Origin of the sequence: Pseudomonas subflava (assembly GCF_023823685.1) — a bacterium.
In the GTDB taxonomy this organism is placed as follows: domain Bacteria; phylum Pseudomonadota; class Gammaproteobacteria; order Pseudomonadales; family Pseudomonadaceae; genus Aquipseudomonas; species Aquipseudomonas subflava.
In genome coordinates this window covers 80,569-105,958 of the sequence record NZ_JAMXBF010000015.1, presented here as the reverse complement: position 1 = coordinate 105,958, position 25,390 = coordinate 80,569, and the positions used below count along the sequence as shown (strand labels likewise).

Annotated in this window: 23 protein-coding genes; 7 read left to right on the top strand and 16 right to left on the bottom strand. The window is 66.8% G+C overall.

Going from position 1 to position 25,390, the window contains the following annotated elements:
• Positions 1–40: 40 nt before the first annotated feature.
• From NF616_RS20270 to NF616_RS20230, 9 genes are all read right to left on the bottom strand, one after another.
• Entirely contained in the window at positions 41–511 is a 471-nt protein-coding gene (locus tag NF616_RS20270) for an arsenate reductase ArsC (protein WP_252275576.1), read from the bottom strand.
• Between the two features lie 25 nt (positions 512–536).
• A complete protein-coding gene (locus NF616_RS20265) occupies positions 537–1,820 on the bottom strand; it encodes an arsenic transporter (protein WP_252275575.1) in 1,284 nt (427 codons plus the stop codon).
• Between the two features lie 9 nt (positions 1,821–1,829).
• The gene (locus NF616_RS20260) at positions 1,830–2,225 is read right to left on the bottom strand and encodes a metalloregulator ArsR/SmtB family transcription factor (protein WP_252275574.1); all 396 of its coding nucleotides are present in this window, start codon (positions 2,223–2,225) and stop codon (positions 1,830–1,832) included.
• A 73-nt stretch (positions 2,226–2,298) separates the two neighbouring features.
• Positions 2,299–3,642, bottom strand: a complete 1,344-nt coding sequence (locus tag NF616_RS20255) for a class II 3-deoxy-7-phosphoheptulonate synthase (protein WP_252275573.1) — start codon at positions 3,640–3,642, stop codon at positions 2,299–2,301.
• Positions 3,643–4,272: 630 nt separating this feature from the next.
• A complete protein-coding gene (locus NF616_RS20250) occupies positions 4,273–6,063 on the bottom strand; it encodes an N-acyl-D-amino-acid deacylase family protein (protein WP_252275572.1) in 1,791 nt (596 codons plus the stop codon).
• Positions 6,064–6,211: 148 nt separating this feature from the next.
• Positions 6,212–6,940, bottom strand: coding sequence for a sulfite exporter TauE/SafE family protein (locus tag NF616_RS20245; protein ID WP_252275571.1), 729 nt, complete (start codon positions 6,938–6,940; stop codon positions 6,212–6,214).
• Positions 6,937–7,749: an SDR family NAD(P)-dependent oxidoreductase gene (locus NF616_RS20240; RefSeq protein ID WP_252275570.1), complete on the bottom strand. Its 813-nt coding sequence runs from the start codon at positions 7,747–7,749 to the stop codon at positions 6,937–6,939. Before NF616_RS20240 ends, NF616_RS20245 begins: the two co-directional genes overlap by 4 nt.
• Complete coding sequence (locus NF616_RS20235) at positions 7,746–8,663, bottom strand: bile acid:sodium symporter family protein (RefSeq protein WP_252275569.1); 918 nt, start codon at positions 8,661–8,663, stop codon at positions 7,746–7,748. Before NF616_RS20235 ends, NF616_RS20240 begins: the two co-directional genes overlap by 4 nt.
• Positions 8,644–9,984 carry a flavin-containing monooxygenase gene (locus NF616_RS20230; protein WP_252275568.1) on the bottom strand — a complete coding sequence of 447 codons (1,341 nt, stop codon included), beginning with the start codon at positions 9,982–9,984 and terminating at the stop codon, positions 8,644–8,646. Before NF616_RS20230 ends, NF616_RS20235 begins: the two co-directional genes overlap by 20 nt.
• A 146-nt stretch (positions 9,985–10,130) precedes the next feature.
• On the opposite strand from NF616_RS20230, the gene NF616_RS20225 reads away from it, so the two are divergent.
• The 4 genes from NF616_RS20225 to NF616_RS20210 all read left to right on the top strand — a co-directional run bounded on the left by NF616_RS20225 (position 10,131) and on the right by NF616_RS20210 (position 15,467).
• Positions 10,131–11,099, top strand: coding sequence for an AraC family transcriptional regulator (locus NF616_RS20225; protein WP_252275567.1), 969 nt, complete (start codon positions 10,131–10,133; stop codon positions 11,097–11,099).
• Positions 11,096–11,851 (top strand): spermidine synthase, encoded by a 756-nt coding sequence (locus NF616_RS20220; protein ID WP_252275566.1) that lies wholly within the window; start codon positions 11,096–11,098, stop codon positions 11,849–11,851. Before NF616_RS20225 ends, NF616_RS20220 begins: the two co-directional genes overlap by 4 nt.
• A 295-nt stretch (positions 11,852–12,146) precedes the next feature.
• On the top strand, positions 12,147–13,841 hold the full coding sequence (locus NF616_RS20215; RefSeq protein ID WP_491568560.1) for a DEAD/DEAH box helicase: 1,695 nt from the start codon (positions 12,147–12,149) through the stop codon (positions 13,839–13,841).
• 234 nt (positions 13,842–14,075) lie between these two features.
• Positions 14,076–15,467, top strand: coding sequence for a CSLREA domain-containing protein (locus NF616_RS20210; RefSeq protein ID WP_252275565.1), 1,392 nt, complete (start codon positions 14,076–14,078; stop codon positions 15,465–15,467).
• Between the two features lie 19 nt (positions 15,468–15,486).
• On the opposite strand, the gene NF616_RS20205 is transcribed toward NF616_RS20210, so the two are convergent.
• From NF616_RS20205 to NF616_RS20180, 6 genes are all read right to left on the bottom strand, one after another.
• Positions 15,487–16,254: a DODA-type extradiol aromatic ring-opening family dioxygenase gene (locus tag NF616_RS20205; protein ID WP_252275564.1), complete on the bottom strand. Its 768-nt coding sequence runs from the start codon at positions 16,252–16,254 to the stop codon at positions 15,487–15,489.
• A 150-nt stretch (positions 16,255–16,404) separates the two neighbouring features.
• Positions 16,405–16,971, bottom strand: a complete 567-nt coding sequence (locus tag NF616_RS20200; protein WP_434091915.1) for a methyl-accepting chemotaxis protein — start codon at positions 16,969–16,971, stop codon at positions 16,405–16,407.
• 1,363 nt (positions 16,972–18,334) lie between these two features.
• On the bottom strand, positions 18,335–18,736 hold the full coding sequence (locus NF616_RS20195; RefSeq protein ID WP_252275563.1) for a helix-turn-helix domain-containing protein: 402 nt from the start codon (positions 18,734–18,736) through the stop codon (positions 18,335–18,337).
• 122 nt (positions 18,737–18,858) lie between these two features.
• Complete coding sequence (htpX, locus tag NF616_RS20190; RefSeq protein WP_252275562.1) at positions 18,859–19,734, bottom strand: protease HtpX; 876 nt, start codon at positions 19,732–19,734, stop codon at positions 18,859–18,861.
• A gap of 88 nt (positions 19,735–19,822) precedes the next feature.
• Positions 19,823–20,275 carry a hypothetical protein gene (locus NF616_RS20185; RefSeq protein WP_252275561.1) on the bottom strand — a complete coding sequence of 151 codons (453 nt, stop codon included), beginning with the start codon at positions 20,273–20,275 and terminating at the stop codon, positions 19,823–19,825.
• Positions 20,276–20,291: 16 nt separating this feature from the next.
• Positions 20,292–21,503 (bottom strand): pyridoxal phosphate-dependent aminotransferase, encoded by a 1,212-nt coding sequence (locus NF616_RS20180; RefSeq protein ID WP_252275560.1) that lies wholly within the window; start codon positions 21,501–21,503, stop codon positions 20,292–20,294.
• Between the two features lie 140 nt (positions 21,504–21,643).
• On the opposite strand from NF616_RS20180, the gene msrB reads away from it, so the two are divergent.
• From msrB to NF616_RS20165, 3 genes are all read left to right on the top strand, one after another.
• Complete coding sequence (msrB, locus tag NF616_RS20175) at positions 21,644–22,036, top strand: peptide-methionine (R)-S-oxide reductase MsrB (RefSeq protein WP_252275559.1); 393 nt, start codon at positions 21,644–21,646, stop codon at positions 22,034–22,036.
• A gap of 105 nt (positions 22,037–22,141) precedes the next feature.
• Positions 22,142–22,627 (top strand): glutathione peroxidase, encoded by a 486-nt coding sequence (locus tag NF616_RS20170; protein ID WP_252275558.1) that lies wholly within the window; start codon positions 22,142–22,144, stop codon positions 22,625–22,627.
• Positions 22,624–23,091, top strand: a complete 468-nt coding sequence (locus NF616_RS20165) for a MarR family winged helix-turn-helix transcriptional regulator (protein WP_252275557.1) — start codon at positions 22,624–22,626, stop codon at positions 23,089–23,091. Before NF616_RS20170 ends, NF616_RS20165 begins: the two co-directional genes overlap by 4 nt.
• Here the strand turns inward: NF616_RS20165 and NF616_RS20160 are convergent.
• The gene (locus NF616_RS20160; protein ID WP_252275556.1) at positions 23,075–25,387 is read right to left on the bottom strand and encodes an ATP-binding protein; all 2,313 of its coding nucleotides are present in this window, start codon (positions 25,385–25,387) and stop codon (positions 23,075–23,077) included. The two genes, NF616_RS20165 and NF616_RS20160, sit on opposite strands and share 17 nt — an antisense overlap.
• Positions 25,388–25,390: the final 3 nt, after the last annotated feature.

Sequence of the window (25,390 nt, the reverse complement as noted above, 5' to 3'; positions counted from 1 at the left end):
AGGGGGCGTGAAGCCGGTCGCAGTCCGCGATCCATGCGGCCTAGAGTTGGCCGATGCGCTCCAGCTCGCGCTGCAGCTCGGTGCGCCCGAGGCTGGTCAGCGGCAGTGCGAAGAAGGCACGGCAGCGCCGCTCGATGTGCACGAGGGTGGCCTGGAAGGCTGCGGTGATCTGTTCCTCGCTGCCCTGCACGTCGGACGGGTCGGCCAGGCCCCAGTGGGCCTTGAGCGCCGGGCCGAACCAGACCGGGCAGGCCTCGCCGGCGGCCTTGTCGCACACGGTGATGACGATATCCGGCGGGCAGTCGTCGAAGGCATCGTTGCCCTTGCTGCTCAGCCCCGCCGTGGCAATGCCGGCCGCCTCGAGGGTGGTCAGGCTGCGCGGCAGCACCTGGCCACGCGGGAAGCTGCCGGAGCTGACAGCCTCCAGGCCGGTTGGCGCCAGGTGGTTGAACAGGGCTTCGGACAGGATGCTGCGACAGCTGTTGGCCGTGCACATGAACAGGACTCGCATGGTCTCTCCTCCGCTCGCGGCGGCGTCAGGCGCCCAGGCGCAGGGCCAGGGCGGACAGGGTGATGAGCAGCACCGGCAGGGTCAGCAGGATGCCGACCCGGAAGTAGTAGCCCCAGGTGATGCGCAGGCCCTTGCGTTGCAGCACGTGCAGCCAGAGCAGGGTTGCCAGGCTGCCGATGGGGGTGATCTTCGGGCCCAGGTCGCAGCCGATGACGTTGGCGTAGATCATCGCCTCGCGCATTACGCCCTCGGCCTGCGTGGCGTCGATGGCGATGGCGCCGACCAGCACCGTGGGCATGTTGTTCATCAGCGAGGACAGGGTCGCGGTGAGCAGGCCGGTGCCGAGGGTGGCGGCCCACAGGCCGTGTTCCGCAAGGCGGTCCAGTATCGCGCTCAGCTGGTCGGTCAGGCCGGCGTTCTTCAGGCCGTAGACCACCAGATACATGCCCAGGGAGAACACCACCACCTGCCAGGGCGCCTCGCGCAGTACCCGGCGGGTGGCGATCACCTGGCCGCGCGCGGCCACGGCGAACAGCACCGCGGCGCAGGCGGCGGCGATCAGGCTGATCGGCACGCCCAGCGGCTCCAGGGCGAACAGCCCGAGCAGCAGCGCCAGCAGCACGCACCAGCCGACGCGGAAGGTGGCGCGGTCGCGGATGGCCAGGCGTGGCTCGCGCAGCAGGTCGAGGTCATAGCGGGCCGGGATGTCACGGCGGAAGAACAGCAGCAGGACCGCCAAGGTGGCGGCGACGCTGACCAGGTTGACCGGCAGCATCACCGCCGCGTAACGGCCGAAGCCCAGGTCGAAGTAGTCCGCCGAGACGATGTTCACCAGATTCGACACCACTAGCGGCAGGCTGGCGGTGTCGGCGATGAATCCCGCGGCCATGACGAACGCCAGGGTGGTGGCCGCGGAGAAGCGCAGGGCCAGCAGCATCGACATGACGATGGGCGTCAGGATCAGTGCCGCGCCATCGTTGGCGAACAGCGCCGACACCGCGGCGCCAAGCAGGACGATGAAGGCAAACAGGCGCCGGCCGTTACCGCCGGCCCAGCGCGCCACGTGCAGCGCGGCCCATTCGAAGAAGCCGGCCTCGTCGAGCAGCAGGCTGATGATGATCACCGCGATGAAAGTGGCAGTGGCATTCCAGACAATGGCCCATACGGTGGGAATGTCGCCCAGGCCTACCACGCCGGCCAGCAGCGCCAGCAGGGCACCGAGCGAGGCGCTCCAGCCGACGCCGAGGCCGCGCGGCTGCCAGATGACCAGGACGATGGTGAACAGGAATATGGCGAAGGCGACGAACATCACGTGGACTCAGCAACAGGTGGCGGTACGGACGGGGCGGTCGCCCATTTGGGCGAGGCGGGCGCCGTCCTGGCACAGCCAGTCGCGGTTGGCCTCGAGGGTGGTGCGCAGCACCTCGTCGATCCAGTCGCCCAGCGCCGGGTTGAGCCGGTAGTACACCCACTGGCCCTGGCGCCGGTCGAGCAGCAGGCCGGCGCCGCGCAATTGGGCCAGGTGGCGGGAGATCTTCGGCTGGCTGTCGGCGAGCGCGCACACCAGTTCGCAGACGCACAGCTCGCCCTCCTGGGCGATCAGCAGCACAGCGCGGGCGCGGGTCTCATCGGCTAGGCACTTGAACAGCTCGGTCGGGGTCACGGGTGCGGGTCCGGAAAATATGCGGGAGCGCGAATATATGGAATTCCGCATATGCGCGACAAGCCGCTTTTGCGTGGCGCAAGCAAAACGGGGCCCTTGCGGCCCCGTTGCGATAGATCGGACCTCAGGCCCGTGCTTGCTTCAGCGTCTCGGCGATCATGAAGGCCAGTTCCAGCGACTGGTCGGCGTTCATGCGCGGGTCGCAGTGGGTGTGGTAGCGGTCCGACAGGCCGTCCTCGGTGATCGGTCGCGAACCGCCGATGCACTCGGTGACGTTCTGCCCGGTCATCTCGATATGGATGCCGCCGGCGTGAGTGCCCTCGGCGCGGTGCACCTGGAAGAACTGCTTCACCTCGGAGAGGATCTGCGCGAAGTCGCGGGTCTTGTAGCCGCTGGACGCCTTGATGGTGTTGCCGTGCATGGGGTCGGAGCTCCAAAGCACCTGGCGGCCTTCTTCCTTCACCTTGCGCAGCAGGCGCGGGAAGTTGGCCTCCACCTTGTCGGCGCCCATGCGCACGATCAAGTTGAGGCGGCCCGGGTCGTTGTCCGGGTTGAGCACGTCGATCAGGCGGATCAGCTCGTCCGGGTCCATGCTCGGGCCGACCTTGACCCCGATGGGGTTCTCGATGCCGCGCATGAACTCGACGTGAGCGCCGTCCAGCTGGCGGGTGCGGTCGCCGATCCACAGCATGTGCGCGGAGCAGTCGTACCAGCGCCCGGTGAGGCTGTCCTGGCGCACGAAGGCCTGCTCGTAGTTCAGCAGCAGCGCCTCGTGGGCGGTGAAGAAGCTGACTTCGCGCAGCTGCGGCGCGCTGTCCATGCCGACCGCGCGCATAAAGGCCAACGTCTCATCAATCCGGTTGGCCAGCTGGTGATACTTCTCGCTCAGGGCGGAATTGGCGATGAAGTCCAGGTTCCACTGGTGCACCTGGTGCACGTCGGCGAAGCCGCCCTGGGCGAAGGCGCGCAGCAGGTTGAGGCTGGCGGTGGCCTGGTGGTAGGCCTGCAGCAGGCGATCCGGGTCCGGCACGCGGCTGACGGCGTCGAAGCCGATGCCGTTGACGATGTCGCCGCGATAGGCAGGCAGGGTGACGCCATCGATGGTCTCGCTGCCGGAAGAACGCGGCTTGGCGAACTGGCCAGCCATGCGCCCGACCTTCACTACTGGGCAGCCGGCGGCGAAGGTCATGACGATGGCCATCTGCAGCATCACCTTGAAGGTGTCGCGGATCTTCGCGGCACTGAACTCGGCGAAGCTCTCGGCGCAGTCGCCGCCCTGCAGCAGGAAGGCACGACCCTGGGTGACCTCGGCGAACTGGCGGCGCAGCTCACGGGCCTCGCCGGCGAACACCAGTGGCGGGTAGCCGGCCAGGGTCTGCTCCACGCGGGCCACGTGGGCGGCATCGGGATATTCGGGTTGCTGCTGGATGGGGTGCTTTCTCCAGCTTTCGGGGCTCCAGGCGTGCATCGGGCTTCTCGGCTATCGACTGTTCGGGCTGGCCGCATCTTAACCGATAAGCCCTGTCCCGTAGGGTGTGCCGTGTGCACCGGGCTTCCGAGCAGTGCCGGTTGCGCAGGGGGCTTGAGCATCCAGGATCGGTGGGTTGTGGCGCGCACGGCGCGCCCCACGAAATTGCGACTTGGGCAAGTAGGGTGCGCCGTGCGCACCATTGAGGGATGACGTGGCTTCAGCTGTAGGGTGGATGACGCTTTGCTCATCCACCAATGGCACCGCCCGGTGATCGGCGAGGCGTGATCCACTACGTGTCCTCGCCACGCTACGCGGCTCGGGCCATCGTGCGTGGCAGCGTCATAGCCCGGATGCAATCCGGGAAGCCGGCGGCTCTGTTCCCGGATTGCATCCGGGCTACCTCAGGCGGACTGCAAGTCGTGCAACGCCACCAGACGCGGCGGCATGTAGGGTGGATGACGCTTTGCCTCATCCACCAATGGCACCGCCCGGTGATCGGTGAGGCGTGATCCACCCTGGGTGTTCTCGCCACGCTACGCGACTCAGGCCATGGTGCGTGGCAGCGTCGTAGCCCGGATGCAATCCGGGAAGCCGGCAGCTCCGTTCCCGGATTGCATCCGGGCTACCTCAGGCGGTGGCCGGCTGCAGACCCGCAGCTGTTGCATGACGCGGCAGTACATCGCGGCCTTGCAGGAAGCGCCCGTAGCCCTGGACCTTGCCCAGCTCGGTCGGGTATTCCATGCCGCGCCGATAGGCGATACGGCCGTTGATCAGGGTGGCGTCCACCGCGTCGTCGTTGCGTTTGACCACCCGCTCCAGGCCGAGCACTTCCATCGGCGCCTCGTGCATGTCATCGAGCTCGTCGGTCAACCCGGCGGGATTGACGATGACCAGGTCGGCGCGGTCGCCGACGCGGATATAGCCGGCATCCACGCCGATAAAGTCGGCCAGCTCGCCACTGCAGCGGCGCACCGCCTGGCCCAGTTCCATGAACGGGGTGCCGGCGATCTGGGCGTCACGCACGTACTTGAGGAAGCGCAGCGGGAAGTTGTACTGGGCGATGGAGCGCAGGTGCGCACCGGAGTCGGCGAAGCCCGGCTGGGTCCAGGGGCTGGACAGCAGCTTGTGCATCACCGGCAGGCGCTGGTTGCCGTAGCAGGTGGTCCACTTCAGCGCTTCGCGGTACTGGCAGGCCAGCTCGAAGTAGGCGTCCACCGCGTCCAGGCCACGGGCCTGGCCGAGCTGCTTGAAGTTCTTGCCGACCAGCGCGGCGTCTGGGCATTCGGTCACCCAGCAGTCGGAGAAGTCGCGGTGCCACAGGCCCTTGGTCAGCACGGCCCTGACCTGCTTCTTGAACAGGGCGCGGAACTCCGGCTCCAGCACCTTGGCGTACAGCTCGTCCGGGTCCTTGATGTTGCGCAGGATCTCGCCGGCGCCGAACTCCTCGAAGGCGTTCACGTTGAGGCCTTCCAGGCGCAGGGTGAACGGTGCCGGCAGGGTCTGCCAGCGGAAGTTGCCGCGCAGCACCTTGTTCGCCAGCCAGCCGGAGAAACGGGTGAAACGGTGCAGCAGCGGCTGCGACTTGAGGTCCAGGGCGGTCAGCATCGAGCACTTCAGCGGCGTGCGGAACCAGCCGTGGGCCTGCCAGAGGAAGGCGAACACGTTGACCTTGGTCACCGCGTTCGGCGCGCCCTGCATCACCGCGCCACGCCGGCGCAGGATGGCGAACAGGCGCGAGAATTCCTTCCAGCTGGCGAAGGTCGAGGGCAGCGGGCTGGACCAGGCGCGGGCGCCGTCCATCTTGTCCAGGCGCGTGGTCATCACCGACAGGCCGATGCAGCCGGCGTCCAGCGCCTCTTCCAGCAGCTGCTCCATGCGTTGCAGCTCGGCCTCGGTCGGCACCACGTCGCTTGTTGCGCGCTCCAGGCCCATCACCGCCACGCGCAGTTCGGAGTGGCCGAGGAACGAGCTGACGTTGGGGCCCAGCGCCAGCTGGTCATAGAAGGCGCGGTAGCCGGCGGCGTCGCGCCAGGTCTTCTTCTCCTGCAGGATCGGCAGCACGTACTCGCGCGGCACCGCCTCGACCCGGGTGAACAGGTCTGAGCAGTCCTCGGCGTCGGCCAGCACCATGCTGATCGAACAGGAGCCGATGGTCACGCTGGTCACACCGTGGCGCACGGATTCTTTGAGCGCCGGCGCGGCGATCACCTCGGCATCGTAGTGCGAGTGGATTTCCAGGAAGCCCGGGGTCACCCACTTGCTGGCGGCGTCCAGCACCTCGTTGCAGCCGCTCTCATCCAGCGGGCTGAGGCTGAGCACGTCGACTTTGCCATTGCGGATGCCGATATGGCGCGGCGCGCCGGGCGCGCCGCTGCCGTCGAAGTACAGGCCGTTCTTGATGATGATGTCGTAGCTCATACCAGGCTCCGGGGGGCTGTAGGCCGTTGAAAAACTACCTGCGTTGCCATCGCGGCGTTAAAAGCAGCCTCAAAGTGCTCATTTACAACTCGTAAACTCCGCCTTTTCGCCTGCTTTTGCCTTGCGCTGGCTGCCTCGCTAACGCTTTTCAAGGGCCTATCAACAGCAGCGTGCCGGTGACCAGCAGCAGGGCGTAGATGGCGATGCGGAAGTGGCGCTCGTCGAAGCGCCGGTGCAGGTGTTCGCCCAGCCACAGGCCGACCAGCAGCAGCGGGGCATAGGCCAGCACCTGGGGCAGGGCCGGTTGCAGGCGGCCGTCGACCAGGAAGGCGGCGGTCAGCAGGCTGTTCAAGGTGAACCAGACGCTGACCAGGGTGGCGCGAAAGCGCGCCTTGTCCAGCGTGGTGCCGGCCAGGCCGTAGACCAGCAGCGGCCCGCCGGAGGCGAACAGGCCGTGGCTGAGGCCGGCTCCGAGAGTGAACAGGCGGGTCAGCCACTGCGGGCGTACCGGCAGCGCCGCGGCATGGCGCAGGCGCCACAGCTCGCGTCCGGAGAACCACAGGATCAGCACGCCGAAACCACGCTTGAGTAGCGCCGCGTCCAGATACGGCAGCAGCAGGTAGCCCAGTGCCGTGCCGGCGACCATGCCCGGCAGGATGGTGCCGAGCAGCAGGCGGCGGTCGATCTGCGCGCGGTGGCGCCACACCAGGTAGCCGGTCATGCCGATGTTCAGCGGTACCAGCACCGGCAGCAGCTGCTCGATGGGCAGCAGCAGCGCGCCCAGCGACAGGGCGATGACGATGCTGCCGAAACCGGTGACGGCCTCCAGGGTGTAGGCCAGCAGGATGAACGCGCCGAGGGCGTAGGAAGCACTCACGAGCTGGCCTCGCTGGCGTTCATCGGCGGTGGTAGCTCGCCGGCGAAGCGGCGACTCATCTGCCGGTAGTACAGGCCGGGAGCGATGCGCCAGAGCAGGCTGGCCAGCCAGCTGCCGCGGTCTGGGAACAGGCGCTCGCGGCCGCTGCTCAGGGCTTTGAGGATTTCCTCGGCCATCCAGGTAGCGCTGCGCACGCTGCCTAGGGTCGAGCGGGCGTGGCCGGCGGGCTTGCCGTCGGCGCCCAGGGCGTTGCGGTCGATGGGCGTGTCGAGGAAGCTCGGGTAGACCATCAGCAGGCCCACGCCGTCCTGCGCCAGTTCGGCGCGCAGCACCTCGAAGCTCTGCGCCAGGGCGCTCTTCGCCGCGCAGTAGCCGGCGCGGCCGAGCACCGGCATCCAGCCGGCCATGGAGCCGATGGCCGCGACCTGGCCAGCGCTTGCGCGCAGTAGGTCGGCGGCGGCCAGGGTCAGCTCCAGCGGCGCGTGGTAGTCCACCGCCATCACCTTGCGCAGTACTTCGGGCCGGGTCAGCAGGGTCGGCGAGCGGTGGGTGATGCCGGCGTTGTTGATCAGCAGGTCGAGGCGGCCGAATACCGTGCGGCAGGCGTCGACCAGCTGGCGGTGCAGCGCCGGATCGGTGATGTCGCCAGACAGGGCCTCGACCCGCTCGCTGTCGAGTTCGGCCACTCGCGCGGCCAGCCCGGCGGCGTCTATGTCGGTGAGCAGCAGGCTGTCGCCACGGGCGTGGCAGGCCTTGGCCAGCTCCCAGCCAAGACCGCTGGCGGCGCCGGTGATCAGGCTGACGCTCATCGCGCCACCTCGGCGGCAACTACCCCGGCCGGGGCGCGGCGCGCCCACAGCAGGGCCAGCACCAGCCCGGCCAGCAACTGCCAGCAGCCCCAGAACGCGGCGATCAGCAGCATGCCGCCGGCCTGCGGGAAGAAGGTGAAGATCAGCGCCATACCCAGCGCCGAGTTGTGGATGCCGCTCTCCAGGGTCACCGCACGCACGTCGGCATCACTCAGGCGCCACAGCTTGGCGCACAGGTAGCCTAGGCCCAGGGCCAGGGTGTTGAGGGTGACCACCAGCCAGAAGAACAGGTGGAAGTGTTCGAGGAACTGGTCGAAGTTCTTCACGAAGGCGCCGCCGACGAAGGCCAGCAGCACCAGCAGGGAGAAGTGCCGCAGCGGCTTCTCCAGCTTGCGCGCCAGCAGCGGACGGCGCTTGCCCAGGGCCATGCCGGCGAGCATCGGCAGGATCAGCACCAGCACCACCATGGCCAGCAGGTCCAGCGGCTCGACATGGATCTCGGTGAGCAGCGCACGGGTGTTGGGGTTGAGCCCGGCGTACAGGGCGAAGTTGAGCGGGGTGAAGATGCCGGCCGTGAGGCTGGATACCGCGGTGACGCTGGCCGAGACCGCGACGTTGCCGCGCGCGAGCCAGGTCATGATGTTGGAGAAGGTGCCGCTGGGGCAGGTGGCGACCAGGATCATGCCCAGCGCCAGCTGCGGGTCGATCGGCAGCAGCAGCGTCAGCCCGCAGGTGGCTGCCGGCAGCAGCACGAACTGCACCAGCATGCCGATCACCGGCGCTTTGGGGGCGCGCAGGATGCGGCTGAAGTCGCCGGCACGCAGTTCCAGGGACACGCCAAACATCATCAGGGCGATGATGGCGTTGAGGGCGATCATCGCCGAGGGCGAGAACTCAAGATTGACGCTGGGCATCGAGCCGCTCCTCGGTCGGGGTGGTGTTGAGGTCGCGGCGCAGCTCGGCGATATGCGCCTTGAGTGCGGCGCGGTAGCTGTCCTTGTGTACGTAGTAGGCCATGCGCGGCAGCTTGAGGTAGGCGTAGCCGCCGTCCAGGCGCCGGCCGGAGCGCTCCCGCACGATGTCGCGGAAGCGCCTGGCCGAGGCGCTGTTGCGCTGCTGCTGGAGGATGGTCAGGGCGACCAGCTCGGCCTGTTCGGCGCGGCCCTGCCAACCCAGACCCGAGGCCTCGATCATGCCGAGCATGAACAGGTCGGCGTGCTGCGGGTGGAACACATTGAGGTACAGCTGCGGGGCGTTGGCATCCGCCGGCCAGTTCAGTTCGGCGCGGTCGATAAAGGGGTAGTCGAGCTTGTAGCCCGTGGCCTGCAGGATGAGGTCGTACTCGGCCTCGCCGCCGTAGGCGAAGGTCACGCGCTTGCCGTCTACCGCGCGGATATCGCCGCGCGGCTGGATATCGCCATGGCCGATATGGTGCAGCACCAGCGAGTTCATCACCGGGTGCGATTCGTACAGGCGGTAGTTCGGGTCGGGCAGGCCGTACTGCGAGGGCTTGCCGAGCAGGGCGCGGACCAGCAGACCGTCGATCAGCTGCTTGAGCCGGCGTGGCAGTTTGATCGCGCCGCCGAAGGTGTCGGTGGGCTTGCCGAGGATGAACTTGGGCAGAAAGTGGTAGCCGCGGCGCACCGACAGGTCGACCGACCTAGCCCGGTGCACGGCGTCCACCGCGATATCACAGGCCGAGTTGCCGCAACCGATCACCAGCACGCGCTTGTCGGCGAACAGCTCGGCGCTCTTGTAGGCCGAGGAATGAAGCAGCTCGCCAGTGAACCGGCCGGGCAGCGCCGGCTGGTTGGGCGTGTGCAGGGTGCCGTTGGCGATCAGTACACCCTCGAACTGCCACTCGCGCAGCGTGCCGTCCTGCTCGCTGACCAGGCGCCAGCCCTGGCTCAGGCGCTCCAGGCGCACCACGCGGGTGTTGAACTGGTAGTGTTGGCGCAGGCCGAAGTGCTCGGCGTAGTCGCGAAAGTACTGGCCGATCTGGCGATGGTGAGGGTAGGGCGGCACCGCGTCCGGCATGGGGAATTCGTCGAAGGCGGTGGTGCCTTTCGACGAGATCAGGTGTGCTGATTCGTACATCGTGCTGTGAGGATTGGTGATATCCCACAGGCCGCCGACATCGCTATGCAGCTCGAAGCCGACGAAGGGGATACCATGGCGCTGCAACTGGCGTGCAGCGGCCAGCCCCATGGGGCCGGCACCGATGATGGCGTGCATGCAAGGCTCTCTCTATGGGCTGCGCTGCGTCGGCGTGGTACAACGCGGGCCTGTCGCGCGCGGCCTCGTTATCTGGCCCCAGCATAGGCAGCCGACCCTTCGCCGTAACGGCTCAATCAGGACCTTCGCCGGTTAATTCGGGACCCATGAGCAGCACGCCTTCCGTTACCGTCCACTACACCCAGGCCATCCTCCAGGCCGCCGAGCGCCTGGCTCTGCCGCTGCCGGCCGAGCTGCGCGCGCCGAGCCACGAGACGCGCATCCCGCTGGCCCGTCAGGACGCACTGTGGGAGGCCTTCTGCGCCGCCGCCGGCGACCCGCTGATCGGCCTGCGCCTGGGCAATGCCCTGCAGGTCGGCCACCTGGACATGGTCGGCGCGCTGCTGATGAGCTGCGAGACCCTGGGCGAGGCGCTGGAGGCGCTGCTGGAGTACTACCCCATCGTCGGCGAGGGCGGCGAGTTCGCCCTGAGCGAGGAGGGCGCCCAGCTGCGCCTGACCTACCAGCCGCATTACGACGTACGCCGTGAAGAGCGGGTGGAAGCGGTGCTGGCCAGCCTGGCGCACCTGACCCGCTGGATCACCGGCGAGCGCGTGCAGCCGTTGGAGCTGCAGTTCGGCCATGCCCCGCGGGCCGCTGAGGCGCGTTATGTCGAGCTGCTCGGTTGCCCGCTGGAATTCTCCTCGGCGGATAACGCGTTGCTTTTCGACCGCGCCGACCTGGCCGTGCCGCTGATCCAGGCCAATGCGCCGATGCGCGAGCATCTGCGCGGCCTGGCCGACAGCCTGCTCGAGTGCCTCGGCCAGCAGAGCCTGGCGGTGCGCGTGCAACAGCAGCTACGCGCCCAGCCGCGCTGGGGCAAGGAGCGTGTCGCCGAGCAGCTGGAGCTGAGCGGGCGCCACCTGAACCGCAAGCTGGCCGAGGAGGGCACCAGCTTCAAGCTGCTGCGGGACCAAGTACTGCACCAGATGGCCGAACAGCGCCTGCGCGGGTCGGCGCGCATGGCGGACGTCGCCGAGGGCCTCGGCTTCTCCGACGAGAGCGCCTTCGCCAAGGCCTTCCGTCGCTGGAGCGGGATGACGCCCGGCCAGTTCCGCCAGGGGCTCGGCCAATGAGCGACCTGCGCGAAGAAATCCTGCTGGAAGAGGTGCGCGATGCCTGGGGCGTGGTGCGCGTGCTGGAGGTCGGCGACTACCGCTTCCTCGAGTTCGGCGAGGCCATCGAACAGAGCTGCACCTATACCCGCGACCCGGCCTGGCTGGAGTACGACTACACCCGCGCCATGCTGATCGGCGCGCTGTGCCACGAGGCGCCGGAGTCGGCGCTGTTCCTCGGCCTGGGCGGCGGCACCCTGACCCAGGCGTGTCTGCAGTTTCTCGAGCTGGATGACGTCGAGATCATCGAGCTGCGCCCCGAGGTGCCGCGCCTGGCCATGCAGTACCTGGGTCTGGCGGACGACCCGCGCCTGACCGTGCGCATCGGCGATGCCCTGGAGCTGCTCGACAGTGCCGAGACGGCGGACCTGATCTTCGTCGACCTGTACACCGACACCGGCCCGGCGGTCGGCCACCTGGCCTGGCGCTTTCTGGAGAACTGCCAGAAGCGCCTCAACCCCGGTGGCTGGCTGGTGATCAACCAGTGGGGCACCGATGATGGCCGCCCGCTCGGCGCGGCGCTGCTGCGCGGCCTGTACCACCGCCATTACTGGGAGATTCCGGTGAAGGAGGGCAATGTCATCCTGCTGGTGCCGGCCGATCTCGACCAGCCGCTGGACGTTGCCGCCCTCACGGCTCGTGCCGAGGCGCTGAAGCCGCGCCTGGGCTATTCCCTGCAATCGCTGCTGGACGTGTTGCGCCCGGCGACCTGACCCGCCACTCGGGTGATCCGGCTGCGCCGCCACCGGGCACCGTTCGGCCGGTTGGCGCAAAAGCCTGTCCAGCGAACGGACTTTTCCTGTATGATTCGCGCCCGGCCAAAACTGGCCCCGTCAATTTCACGAAGCGCCGCTTCGCTGCTGGTCCGCCCCGCGGACTACCCTTGACGTTACATCCATCGTTTTCGCAAATTCCCGTCGATCGGCTGCCAGGGTGACCCACAAGGTCCTACACGGCACGCGCAGCCTTTGTTCCTGGGTTTTTGCGGATGCACACAGAGGCAGACCCATGACCCAGGAAACCGGCACCTTTGCCGATCTCGGCCTTCATCCTTCCATTCTCGCCGCGCTGACCGCGGTCGGTTACGAAGAGCCGTCCCCCATTCAGGCCCAGGCCATCCCGATGATCTTGGCCGGCCACGACATGATCGGCCAGGCCCAGACCGGTACCGGTAAGACCGCCGCCTTCGCCCTGCCGCTCCTGTCCAGGATCGACCCGGCCAAACGCGAGCCGCAGGCGCTGATCCTCGCGCCGACCCGCGAGCTGGCCCTGCAGGTGGCCACCGCCTTCGAGACCTACTCCAAGCAGATGCCCGGCGTGAACGTGGTGGCCGTCTACGGCGGCGCGCCCATGGGCCCGCAGCTGAAGTCCCTGCGCATGGGCGCGCAGATCATCGTGGCCACCCCGGGCCGCCTGGTCGACCACCTGAGCCGCAACGACCAGCTGCTGTCGACCATCCGCCACCTGGTGCTGGACGAGGCCGACGAGATGCTCAAGCTCGGCTTCATGGACGACCTGGAAGTGATCTTCCAGGCCATGCCGGCCACCCGCCAGAGCGTGCTGTTCTCCGCGACCCTGCCGCACTCGATCCGTGAGATCGCCGAGAAGCACCTGCGCGAGCCCAAGCACGTCAAGATCGCGGCCAAGACCCAGACCGTGTCGCGCATCGAGCAGGCGCATCTGATGATCCACGCCGATCAGAAGATCAACGCCGTGACCCGTCTGCTGGAAGTCGAAGACTTCGACGCCCTGATCGCCTTCGTGCGCACCAAGCAGGCCACCCTGGACCTGGCCAGCGCCCTGGAAGCCAAAGGCTACAAGGCCGCCGCGCTGAACGGCGACATCGCCCAGAACCAGCGTGAGCGCGTGATCGAGTCGCTGAAGGACGGCCGTCTGGACATCGTGGTCGCCACCGACGTGGCCGCCCGTGGTATCGACGTGCCGCGCATCACCCACGTGCTCAACGTCGACATGCCGTACGACCCCGAGTCCTACGTGCACCGTATCGGCCGTACCGGCCGTGCCGGTCGTGAAGGTCGCGCGCTGCTGCTGGTGACGCCGCGTGAACGCCGCATGCTGCAGGTGATCGAGCGCGTCACCGGGCAGAAGGTCGGCGAGGTCAAGCTGCCCAACCCGCAGCAGGTGCTGGACGCCCGCATCAAGAAGCTCACCGCAGGCCTGGCGCCGCTGGCCGCCGAGGCCGAAGCCAGCCACGGCGCGCTGCTCGACCAGCTGATCGCCGACATCGGCTGCACCCCGCGCGCCCTGGCCGCGGCGCTGCTGAAGAAGGTCACCAACGGTCAGGCCCTGGACCTGGCCAGCGTCGAGCGCGAGCAGCCGCTGGTGCCGGGCGTCGGCGCCCCGCGTGAGCGTCGCGAGCGCGACGGCGACCGTCCGGACCGTGGCGAGCGTGGCGGTGAGCGTGGTGAGTACCAGCGCCGTCCGATGGCTGCGCCGAGCGAAGGCAAGGTGCGCTGCCGCACCGCCCTGGGTACCCGCGACGGCATCGCCGCGAAGAACCTGCTGGGCGCCATCCTCAACGAGGGCGGCCTGCAGCGCGATGCCATCGGCCGCATCCAGATCCGCGAGACCTTCAGCCTGGTCGAGCTGCCGGAAGACGGCCTCGAGCGCCTGCTGAGCAAGCTCAAGGACACCCGCGTCGCCGGCAAGGCCCTGAAGCTGCGCCGCTACCGCGAGGACTGAGTCCACGCTGCGAAGAAAGCCCCGCTCATGCGGGGCTTTTTCGTTGCGAGAGGGTCCGGCGTTTCGTCCGATTGCGCAGAACTGCCCCCGGCCGTTGTGGTCCATCGGCCTGACCAGGCCCTGCCTTCTCCCTGGTCAGGCTGCGGAGGCCGTGTCGTGTCCGCTCCCCAAGGACCGATCGCCCGCCTCGCGCAGCGCCTCCACGCGTGCCGTTGCGGGCAGAGGAATGCCGACATGCGCCGCACCACCCCTTTTCCTGTAGGCAAAGCCTTCCGTTTACCGCTGGCCGGCATCCTGCTGCTGGCGGGGCCCATGGCTTGGGCCAATACACCCTTGCAGGTCACCACCACGACGGACAGTTTCGATGGCCTGTGCGACAGCCACTGCTCGCTGCGCGATGCGGTGCAGGCCGCCAACCTGCAGGCGGGCGCCGATTTCATCATGCTGGCTCCCGGCGACTATGTGCTCAGCCTCCCACCCGCGCCGGATGAGCAGGGCGTGTCGCGTGACGAGGACGACAATCGCAACGGTGACCTGGATGTGCGCGACGCCCTGACCATTCGTGGCTACGGCGAGCGCAGCCGGATACTCGGCGGCGGCTCCGATCGACTGCTGGAGGTGATGGCGGGCGCCGCCTTGGACTTGCTGCGCCTCAGCCTGGAGGGCGGCGATACCGCGGACAACGGCGGCGCGGTGGAGAACCACGGCGACTTGCTGTTGCACGAGGTGCGGGTGCGCAACAACCGCGCGGTCACCGCGCCAGGCCCGCTACCGGCCAGCGAGGGTTACCGGCATGGTCAGGGCGGAGGCATCGCCAGCTACGGCCAGCTGGACGTTCATCACTCGATCTTCGAGGGCAATCACGCCGAGGGTGTGTACTGGGACGACAACCTCGGCCGCGGTGGCGCCATCTTCAATCAGGGTCAGCTCCTGATGCGCGACAGCGAATTCCGCGACAACCGGGTTTCCGATCAGGGTGATCGGGGCGCGGGCGGCGGTTTGTACAACGCTGGCACGGCCAACGTCGCCCGCAGCCTGTTCGTCGACAACAGCGGCGACGAGATGGGTCTCGGCGGCGCCATCGCCAACGAAGGCGAGGGCATGCTGGTGCTGAGCAATAGCACGATCAGCAGTAATACCAGTGGCGGGCTGAGCAACGGCTATCCATCGAGCACGCCGCCGGCGGTGATGCCAGTGATGCGGCTGGTGCACGTGTCGGTGGTCGGCAACCAGGGCTTCGGCCTGATGAACTGGGGCGAGGTGCTGCTGCGAAACAGCTTGATCGTGGCCAATCGCGACCCTGTCGCAGGGCAGGTGGTCAACTGCCGCAACCTTGGCCAGAGCCTCTACCGGGCCATTGGCCTGCTGCTGGAGACGGACGACGGCAGCTGTCGCGCCGATCTCTATGTCGATCCCGCCCTGACAGGCGCCCAGCTACTTCATCCCTTGGCCGATAACGGCGGCCCGACCCAGACTCATGCCCTCCGCTCGTCTGGGTTGGCACTCGACGCCAGCATCGGAAGCTGCTCTGGCCACGACCAGCGTGCGGTCGCGCGCCCGCTGGATGGCGACGGCGATGGTGTGGCCCAGTGTGATCTGGGCGCCTACGAGGGGCACCTGCCGTGAGAGGCGAAGGCAACCGGGCCTAGCGGAAGCTGTAGATGTCCATGCCCAGCGCGCCGTAGGTGAAGCCGCTGTGCTCGAGCTGGAAGACGCCGCCGGCACCGAGGGCGAAGTAAAGCGGGAGCAGATGCTCCTCGCTGGGATGGTTGCGGCGCGCGTGGGGTGCCTGGCGGCGGTAGTCGAGCAGGGCGAGGCGGTCGTCGGTCTGCAGCTTGCCCACCATCCAGTCACGAAACTCGCCGGCCCAAGGCTCGATGACTTCCGGGCCGGCGCGCCAGTCCAGTTCGCCCAGGTTGTGGGTGATGCTGCCGGAGCCGACCAGCAGTACATCTTGCTCGCGCAAACTCGCCAGCACCTGGCCCACGCGCTCCTGCAGCGCAGGCCCGGCGTGGTTTGGCAGCGAGAGCTGCAGCACCGGTACGTCGGCCTGCGGATACATCAGTGACAGCGGCACCCAGGCGCCGTGGTCCAGCGGGCGCTGGGGGTCGAGGCGGCTGGGCAGTTCGGCTTCGGCTAGCAGGCGCTGGACTTCGACGGCCAGGTCCGGCGCGCCGGGTGCCGGATACTGCACCGCGTAGAGCGGGGCGGGGAAACCGCCGAAGTCGTGCCAGGTGGCCGGGCGTGGCGAGCTGCCGATCAACAGCTCGTCGCTCTCCCAGTGTGCCGATACCACCAGCACCGCGCGCGGCCTGGGCAATTCGGCCGCCAGGCGAGCCAGGGCAGGGCCGCTGGCGCCGGGCTCCAGCGCCAGCATGGGCGAACCATGAGAGATGAACAGGGAGGGCAGCATCGGCGACTTCTCGCAGTGACGATGCTGCCATGGTGACCGCTGGATCTATCGGGCTCCAATATAACTTTCTGCAGATACCGATCGATTGTCTCGTTAGATCCTGGGGCCGCTCGACCTTCGAGGCCTGACTGCACTTCGGCTGTTTTACGTCTAAAGGCGGAAGCTGGCCATCTGCCGAGTCAGGTCCTGCGACAGCTGGCGCAGCGTCTGGCAATCCTCCTGGCAGCGCTGCGCTTCTCGCGTGGTGGCATGAGCCAGATCGGCGATTCCCTGGACGTTCCGGTTGATTTCCTCGGTTACCGAGGACTGCTCCTCCGTGGCGGTAGCGACATGGTGGTTCAGGTCGCTGATGTGTTCTATCTGGGTGGCGATCGCACCCAGAGAGCGATTGGTGCTCTGGCTGGAAGCCACGCCAGTGCGGGTGGCGTCGTAGCCCGCCAGCATGGAACTGACCGCCGCGTCCGCCCGTTGCTTCAGGCGCTCAATCATCTGCTGGATCTCATCGGTCGAGCCCTGGGTGCGCCCTGCCAGCGTCCGCACCTCGTCTGCGACCACTGCAAAGCCGCGGCCCATTTCCCCGGCTCGGGCCGCTTCGATGGCGGCATTGAGGGCTAGCAGATTGGTCTGTTCGGAGATGCCGCGGATGACGGCCAGCACCTGGTCTATGGAGGCGACCTGTTCGGCCAGTTCGCCCACTGCCTTGGAAGCGTCGCCAATCGCCCGCCATTTTTTCGATGTGTTGGGTCGACTCGCTCACAACCCGGCTGGCCTGCTTTGCTTCGTCCTGGGCCTCTTGCGACGCCGTTGCGGCGTTGCCGGCACTTCGGGCGATTTCCTGAACCGTAAGGCCCATTTCGTGCACCGCTGTGGCGACCAGGTCGGTCATGTCGTTCTGTTTCGCCGCGCGCTCGGCGGTGTCGCCGACGACCTGGGAAACTTGGTCAACCGCGGAGGACAGGCGCTCGCTCGTCGCGGAGGCTGCGCCAATCAGCGTCTTGAGCTTGTGGTTCATGATATCGACCAGACCCAGCGCGCTGTCCGACGAGGTAGGCGGAATGTGCACGCTAAGATTGCCCGAGGCGATTTCGTTCAATACGTTGCCGAGCACCTGAGGTTTGGAGCCCAGCTGGGCCAGGGTTCGCTGGCGCCCGAGGTAGATGAGTAGAGCGATCTCGGCAATCAACAACACGAGGTTGGTAATGAACAGATTCTGCGCGTTGTTCAGCGCTTGCTGGGCCGCCGCCATTTCCGTTTCCGTGCGTTGCTCGACCAGGACGAAGAACTCATCCAGAGGCTTCATGATTTGCGCCTTGAGTTCATGGTACCTCGCGCCATGCACGAGCTCGCGCGCGGCCGCCATGTCGGGCTGTCCGGTTGCGCTGTAGTTGCCCTGGGCGTCGAGGGACAATCCCTTGACGGCATTCATGGCTTGGGTTTCGAGCTCGACCAGGCCGTCCGAGCTGGCTTGCGCGGCTCTGAGTTTGGCGAACTCGGCATCGGAGAAGCCGGCTTTCACCATCAGTTCCTGCAGTGAAATGGTTTCTCCGTCGGGACGAGGCTGGCTTTGGCCGGCCGCCACGAAGTCCCAATAGATGCGATGGTAATCCTGAGGACGAGGGGCTTTGCCGTTGCGAATGTCGAGAATTTTCAGGTATTCGCGTTCGAACTCGGGATTGGCGGTGACCACGTAGGTGCGACCGAGTCGGGTGAGATCGTCCGAGCTCTGGCGCAGTTCGTCGGCCAGAAGGTACGAACGGTAGCGCCGGTCGGCCACTTCGTTGAGGTCTTCGGTCGCCCCTTTCATGAGCACGAAGGTGTAGATCAATCCGGCGAACGTCGCTGCGAGCGCAGCGACCACATAGGGCATGGCTTTCGAGCTGCTGGCCGTATTCATCGTCGTGCAGTCCTCGCTGGGCGCTTGGGGTACCCATTTCAGGCTAGCGGGTGCTGCGAAAGGCGACGGCCGATTCGGCGAAGCAACATGCTTTGATGAATCGCGAGGTTCTCAGCGGCTTGGAGGCCGAGGAGCCACCGCCGCCGACAGGGCGCCGGGCGGCGGCGAGCTTCGGTTGCTAGCGGGTCACTCGGTTTCGAGATTGGCCTTGGGAGCCAGATCGTCGAACACTTCCGGAGTCAGGGCGGCTTCGCCGGCCCCGTCGAGTACTTCACGCGGGTGCTCGCTGCCGGGAATGCTGCTGTCGAGCATGCTCAGCAACTGGGCGCCGCGCGGGGTGAGGACGAAGTTCTCGCCGTTGCCGCCTTCTTCCTCGGGGCGCGGTGCGATGAAGCCGTTCTCCAGCAGCAGCGACTCATAGCGGGTGGCTTCGGCGCGGAGGTGGTCGAGATTCTCGACCTGCTCGCCGGCACTGCCCAGCTCGTCGGCAAGCTCCTCGGCATAGTGGCGGGGGGCAAAGGGCTTGCCGGCGGAGTTCTGCGCCTCGTGCAGCAGGCGTTCGATCAGGTCCCAGTGGTAGACGGCCATCGCGATTCTCCCGTAGTCGTTGGGCTTAAAGGTTCCGACTTCGCGGGCCTCGGCAAGGTTCGAGGTTTTTCGCAGGCACAAAAAAGGCGATCCGGGGATCGCCCTCTTCGTTGCGGGGGCTATCAGCCGCGGCGGCGCAGGGCCTCGATGCGGTCTTCCAGCGGCGGGTGGGTCATCAGCAGGCCGGCCAGGCCGTTCTTCAGGCCGCCGTTGATGCCGAAGGCGGTCATGCTGCTGGGCATCTGTACCGGCACGCCTTGTTCGGCACGCAGGCGCTCCAGCGCGGCGATCATGGCGCCAGTGCCGGCCAGGCGGGCGCCAGCATCGTCGGCGCGGAATTCGCGCCGTCGGGAGAACCACATGACGATGATGCTGGCGAGGATGCCCAGTACCAGCTCCGCGAAGATGGTCGCGATGATGTAGCCGATGCCGTGACCTTCGCCCTCGTTCTTCAAAATCACGCGGTCGACGAAGTTGCCGAAGATGCGCGCGAAGAACATCACGAAGGTGTTCACCACGCCTTGGATCATGGCCAGGGTCACCATGTCACCGTTGGCCACGTGGCCGATCTCGTGGGCCAGCACGGCCTTCACTTCGTCGGGGGAGAAGCGCTCCAGCAGGCCCTGGCTGACGGCGACCAGGGCGTCGTTTTTGTTCCAGCCGGTGGCGAAGGCGTTGGATTCGTAGGCGGGGAAGATGCCGACCTCGGGCATCTTGATGCCGGCGTCGCGGGACAGCTCTTCGACGGTCTGCAGCAGCCATTGCTCATGACGGGTGCGCGGCTGGGTGATGATCTCGGTGCCGGTGCTCATCTTCGCCATCCACTTGGAGAGGAACAGCGAGATGAAGGAACCGGCGAAGCCGAATACGGCACAGAAGGCCAGCAGGCTGCCGTAGTTCTGGCCGGTGAAGCGATCGACCCCGAGCAGTTTCAGGGTGACGCTGGCGATCAGCAGTACCGCCAGGTTGGTGGCCAGGAACAACACGATGCGCATCATGGTAGGAAGCTTCTCCTCAGGCGAGAGACGGTCTAAGTATGCGAGCTATATAAGGTTGGGCCGACGCGCCTTCAACCGAGGCACTATTTCAAACTATGTCGCTTGAGGGGCTCAGGGCGCTTTCGAAGAGCAGGCGGGTGAGGCGCGCGACCTTCTCGCTGTTGTGCTGGCCGAGGGCCTCGCGCAGCTGCCAGGCGAGGGTGCCGTGCACGCGACGCACGCTGGGCGGCGAGGCATCGCCCTGGGGCAGGGCGTGGGGAATGGCGCGGGAGAGGCGCATGAAGCCCTTCTCGGTGAGCACTGCCTGGTCGAGGGCGTCGTAGGCAATGGTCGAGTCGAAGCGGATATAGCCTTCCTCGGCCAGCCACAGCAGGGCACCCAGGCAGGCCTGGTGTCGCTTGCTCGGCAGGCCGAATTCGTCGGGTTCCTCGCGGCCGATCAGGTCTTCCACATACAGCGCCAACTTGCGCGGGAAGGCCTGATAGAGCGCCAGCATGCCGCTGGCGGCATCCTTGTAGAACTCGTCGATCTGCAGGTCCATGGCCGGCTGCCTTGCGTTATTGGCGGTAGGACTTGAGGAAGTTGCCGATGCGGCCGATGGCCTGTTCCAGATCGTCGACGCGGGGCAGGGTGACCACGCGGAAGTGATCCGGCCACGGCCAGTTGAAGGCGGTGCCCTGGACGATCAGCAGCTTCTCGGAGAGCAGCAGGTCGAGCACGAACTTCTCGTCGTTGTGGATTGGGCAGATCTTCGGATCGATCTTCGGGAAGGCGTACAGCGCGCCCATCGGCTTGACGCAGCTGACGCCGGGGATGTCGTTGAGCAGCTCCCAGGCGCGGTTGCGCTGCTCCAGCAGGCGGCCCTGCGGCAGCACCAGGTCATTGATGCTCTGGTAGCCGCCGAGGGCGGTCTGGATCGCGTGTTGGCTCGGCACGTTGGCGCACAGGCGCATGTTGGCCAGGATATCCAGGCCCTCGATGTAGCTCTGCGCGCGGTGCTTCGGGCCGGAGATGGCCACCCAGCCGGAGCGGAAGCCGGCCACGCGGTAGCTCTTGGACAGGCCGTTGAAGGTCAGGCAGAGCACGTCCGGCGCCAGAGACGCGGTGGAGATGTGCTGAGCCTCGTCGTAGAGGATCTTGTCGTAGATCTCGTCGGAGAAGATCACTAGGTTGTGCTGACGCGCCAGCTCGACGATGCCTTCCAGCACTTCCTTCGAATACACGGCGCCGGTCGGGTTGTTCGGGTTGATCAGCACGATGGCCTTGGTGTTGCTGCTGACTTTGGCCTTCATGTCGGCCAGGTCGGGGAACCAGCCGGCCTGCTCGTCGCACAGGTAATGCACGGGCTTGCCGCCGGAGAGGGCGACGGCGGCGGTCCACAGCGGGTAATCGGGCGCCGGGATCAGCACCTCGTCACCGTTGTTGAGCAGGGCCTGCATGGCCATCACGATCAGCTCGGACACGCCGTTGCCGAGGTAGATGTCCTCGATGCCGACGCCTTCCACCTGCTTCTGCTGGTAATACTGCATCACCGCCTTGCGCGCGCTGAACAGGCCCTTGGAGTCGCTGTAGCCTTGCGCGGTGGGCAGGTTGCGGATCACGTCCTGGAGGATTTCCTCCGGGGCTTCGAAACCGAACGGCGCCGGATTGCCGATGTTCAGCTTGAGGATGCGGTGGCCTTCCTCTTCCAGGCGTTTGGCGTGCTTGAGCACCGGCCCGCGGATGTCGTAGCAGACGTTGGCGAGCTTGTTCGATTTGCTGACCTGCATGATGCTGTATGTCCCGATGCGAATCGCCGCGCTGTAATGCGGCGGCCAGACTGGCGTCCAAAGAGGGACGCATGATACGTGCGGCCCGATGCCCGGAAAAGGTACAGGCCGGGCTTTTTTCTGCCCCTGAGGTGTGCTCCATGGAAAAGATCGAAAAACCCCTGGAAGCCTGGCGCGACGAGCTTTCCGACGCCCAGTTCCATGTCTGCCGGCTGGGTGGCACCGAGCGTGCCTTCACCGGTGAATACCACGACAGCAAGGTGCCGGGCATCTACCACTGCGCCTGCTGCGGCGAGGCGCTGTTCGACTCGGACGCCAAGTACGATTCCGGCAGCGGCTGGCCGAGCTATTTCCAGCCGGTGGGCGAGGACGTGATCCGCGAGAAGGACGACTTCAGCCACGGCATGCACCGCATCGAGGTCAAATGCGCCAAGTGCGACGCGCACCTGGGCCATGTCTTCCCCGACGGGCCGCGGCCGACGGGGCTGCGTTATTGCATCAACTCGGTGTCGCTGAAGCTGGTCCCGCGCTGACGAGAGAGGCTCGCTTGGCGAGCCTCTTTTTTCGATGAATAAATTGTGTGCAATTCAATTGCTCGCTATATTCGCCGCACCTCAATGTGCACGGAGCCCCAGACCATGAGCGACAAGCTTCTCGATATCCCCGTTACCACCATCAAGGGCGAGCAGAAGACCCTCGCCGATTTCGGCGGCAAGGCTGTGCTGGTGGTCAATACCGCCAGCAAGTGCGGCTTCACCCCGCAGTACAAGGGCCTGGAAAACATCTGGCAGCAGTACAAGGACAAGGGGCTGGTGGTAGTGGGTTTCCCCTGCAACCAGTTCGGCAAGCAGGAGCCCGGTGACGAGGGCGCCATTAGCGAATTTTGCGAGCTGAACTTCGGCGTCAGCTTCCCGCTGTTTAAGAAGATCGACGTCAACGGCAGCGGTGCCCACCCGCTCTACGTGCAGTTGAAGAAGCGCGCCCCGGGCCTGCTCGGCAGCCAGGGCATCAAATGGAACTTCACCAAGTTCCTGGTCAGCGGCGACGGCAGCCAGGTCAAGCGCTTCGCCCCGACCACCAAGCCGGAAGAGCTGACCGCCGAGATCGAAGCTCTGCTGAAATGACGGCATCGCACGACCTCGAGGCGCAGCTGCTGCTGGATAACCAGCTGTGCTTCAAGCTATACGCCGCCTCTCGGGCGGTGATTCGCGCCTACAAGCCGATGCTTGACGAGCTGGGCCTGACCTACCCGCAGTATCTGGCGATGCTGGTGCTGTGGGAGTGGCAGGCTTCGCCGCCGGAGCAGGCCACGGTCAAGGCGCTGGGCGAACGGCTGATGCTCGATTCGGGTACGCTGACGCCGCTGCTCAAGCGTCTGGAACAGCTCGGCCTGGTGCAGCGTCGCCGCTCCAGCGCCGACGAGCGAGAGTTGTGCCTGGCGCTCTCCGCGGCGGGCCTGGCGCTGCGCGACCGGGTGCTGCCGCTCAAGCAGCGCCTGTTGTGCGAGAGCGGTGTCGACGTGAACGAGCTGGAGGGCCTGCGCGAGAGCCTCGGCCAGTTGCTGGCGCTGGTCAGGGCTCACTCGTGAGCGGCAGCCAGCAGTCCAGCAGCGCGGCCAGGTCCTCGCGGCGGAACGGTTTGGCCAGGTAATCGTTCATGCCGGCCGCCTGGCAGCGTTCGCGCTCGTCGGGCAGGGCATTGGCGGTCAGGGCGATGATCGGCAGTTCCGGCCAGTCGCCGCTCTGGCGGATGCGCCGGGTGGCCTCGTAGCCATCCATCACCGGCATGTTGCAGTCCATCAGCACCAGGTCGACCGCATGGGCCTGCAGGTGCGCGATGGCCTCGCCGCCGTGGGCGGCAATGGCCACCTCACAACCCAGCTTGGCCAGCATGCCCTTGGCCACCATCTGGTTGACCTGGTTGTCCTCCACCAACAGCACGCGGGCCTGGCGCGGGCGGCTCGGCAGTTTGTGCTGTGGCTCGCTGTCGCTGGCCTGATGCGGCGTGAGCAGGCGCTGCAGGCTGCGGTACAGCGCGGCGCGTGACAGCGGGCGAGCCAGCTGCTCGAACGGTGCCAGGGCGGTTGTCTGTTCTGGCTGAAGGAAGGTGCCGTAGGCCGATACCAGCAGCAGCGGCTGGCTCGTGCGCTGGCGCAGTGCCGGCAACTGCTCGGGATCGACACAGATCAGCAGGTCGGCCTGGTCAAGTGGCAGTTCGTCATCGTAGCGCTGGTAGCTGAGCCCCCAGTTCGGCAGCCAGCCGTCGAACAATTCCGCCAGGCCGCTGCCCGCCGGGCATTGCGCCGCGATTCGTCCCGGCAACCCCGGCCAGCGGGGCGGCGGCGCGTGGCTGGGCAGCGGCAGGGTGGCGCTGAACTGGCTGCCGACACCTTCGCGGGAATTCAGTGTGAGCTCGCCGTCCATGGCCTCGCACAGGCGCCGGGTCAGCGCGAGGCCCAGACCCGTGCCGCCGAATTGGCGGGTGATCCCGGCGCCGGCCTGGGTGAAGGGCTGGAAGATGCGCTTCTGCGCGTCTTCGGCAATGCCGATGCCGGTGTCGCTGACCAGCAGGCGCACGCCGCCCGGGCTGGGCGTGACCCGCAGGTCGACGCGGCCGGCACGGGTGAACTTGAGCGCGTTGGACAGCAGGTTGCTGACGATCTGCCGCACCCGAGTCGGGTCGCCCAGCACCAGGGCAGGCAGTTGCGGGTCGATCAGGCAGGTCAGCTCGACGTTGGGGCCGGCGTTCTGCGAGAGCAGGCTGGCGGTTTCCTCGACCAGGGTGCCAAGGTCGAAGGGGATGTGTTCCAGCTCCAGCTGGCCGGCCTCGAACTTGGACAGGTCGAGAATGTCGTTGAGCAATTCGACCAGCACCTTGCCCGAATCATGGGCGATGGACAGCTGCTGGCGTTGCTCGTTGCTCAGGCTGCCGTCCAGGGCCAGGGCCAGCATGCCCAGCAGGCCATTGAGCGGCGTGCGGATCTCGTGGCTCATGTTGGCCAGGAAGGCGGCGCGCGCCTGGGCCATTTCCAGCGCTGTGCCGCGCGCGCGCTCCAGTTCGTGGTTGGACACGGTCAGGCGGGCGTTGGTCGCCTTCAGCTCGGCGGTGCGCGCCGAGACGATGTTTTCCAGCTCGGCCAGGTATTGGGTCAGACGATCCTCGGCCTCGCGGCGCTGGCTGATTTCCTGGTGGGTGTTGGCCAGTTGCTGGTTGGCCACGGCCACCAGGGTGCCGATCTCGTCGCGCTCGTGGTGGGACGGGCAGGGCACCGGAGAGAAGTCGCGGCGCGGATCGCGGTCGCTCAGCGCGCGGATCACGCCCACCAGCGGCTTGGTCAGCATGGCGTAGAACAGCACCAGCAGGATCAGCGACAGCAGCAGGCTGCGAGCGAAGCCGGTGAGCATGGTGAGCAGCGCGCGCCGCAGGAAGTGGCTGCCGAAGGCATAGGTGTCCACCTCCAGGCGCAGCACGCCCAGGGACTCCTCGGGGGCGTGGCTGACGAACAGCGGGTCTTCGAACTGGCGCCGTTCGCCGAACAGGAAGTCGCTGAACACCCGATAGCGGCTCTGCACCGGCGGGCGATCCACCGAGGCCAGCACCAGGCCGCTGTTGTCGATGATTTCCGCACGCATTACCGCGGGCGAGCGAAGCAGGCCGAGGACCAGTTCCTGGGCCAGTTCGGCGTCGATGTTGTAGGAGATACGAGCCGCCGGGTTGTGGCTGATTTCCAGCAGCGAGTGGATTTCCCGGTCGATGGAGGCGTCTTCGCTGGCATAATCCAGGCCGACCTGGATGAGGCTCAGCAGGGTCCCCAGCAAGAAGGCCACCAGCACCGTCAATCTGGCCTGTTTGTACGACAGGCGATGGGTCAGGGATATATCCATCGG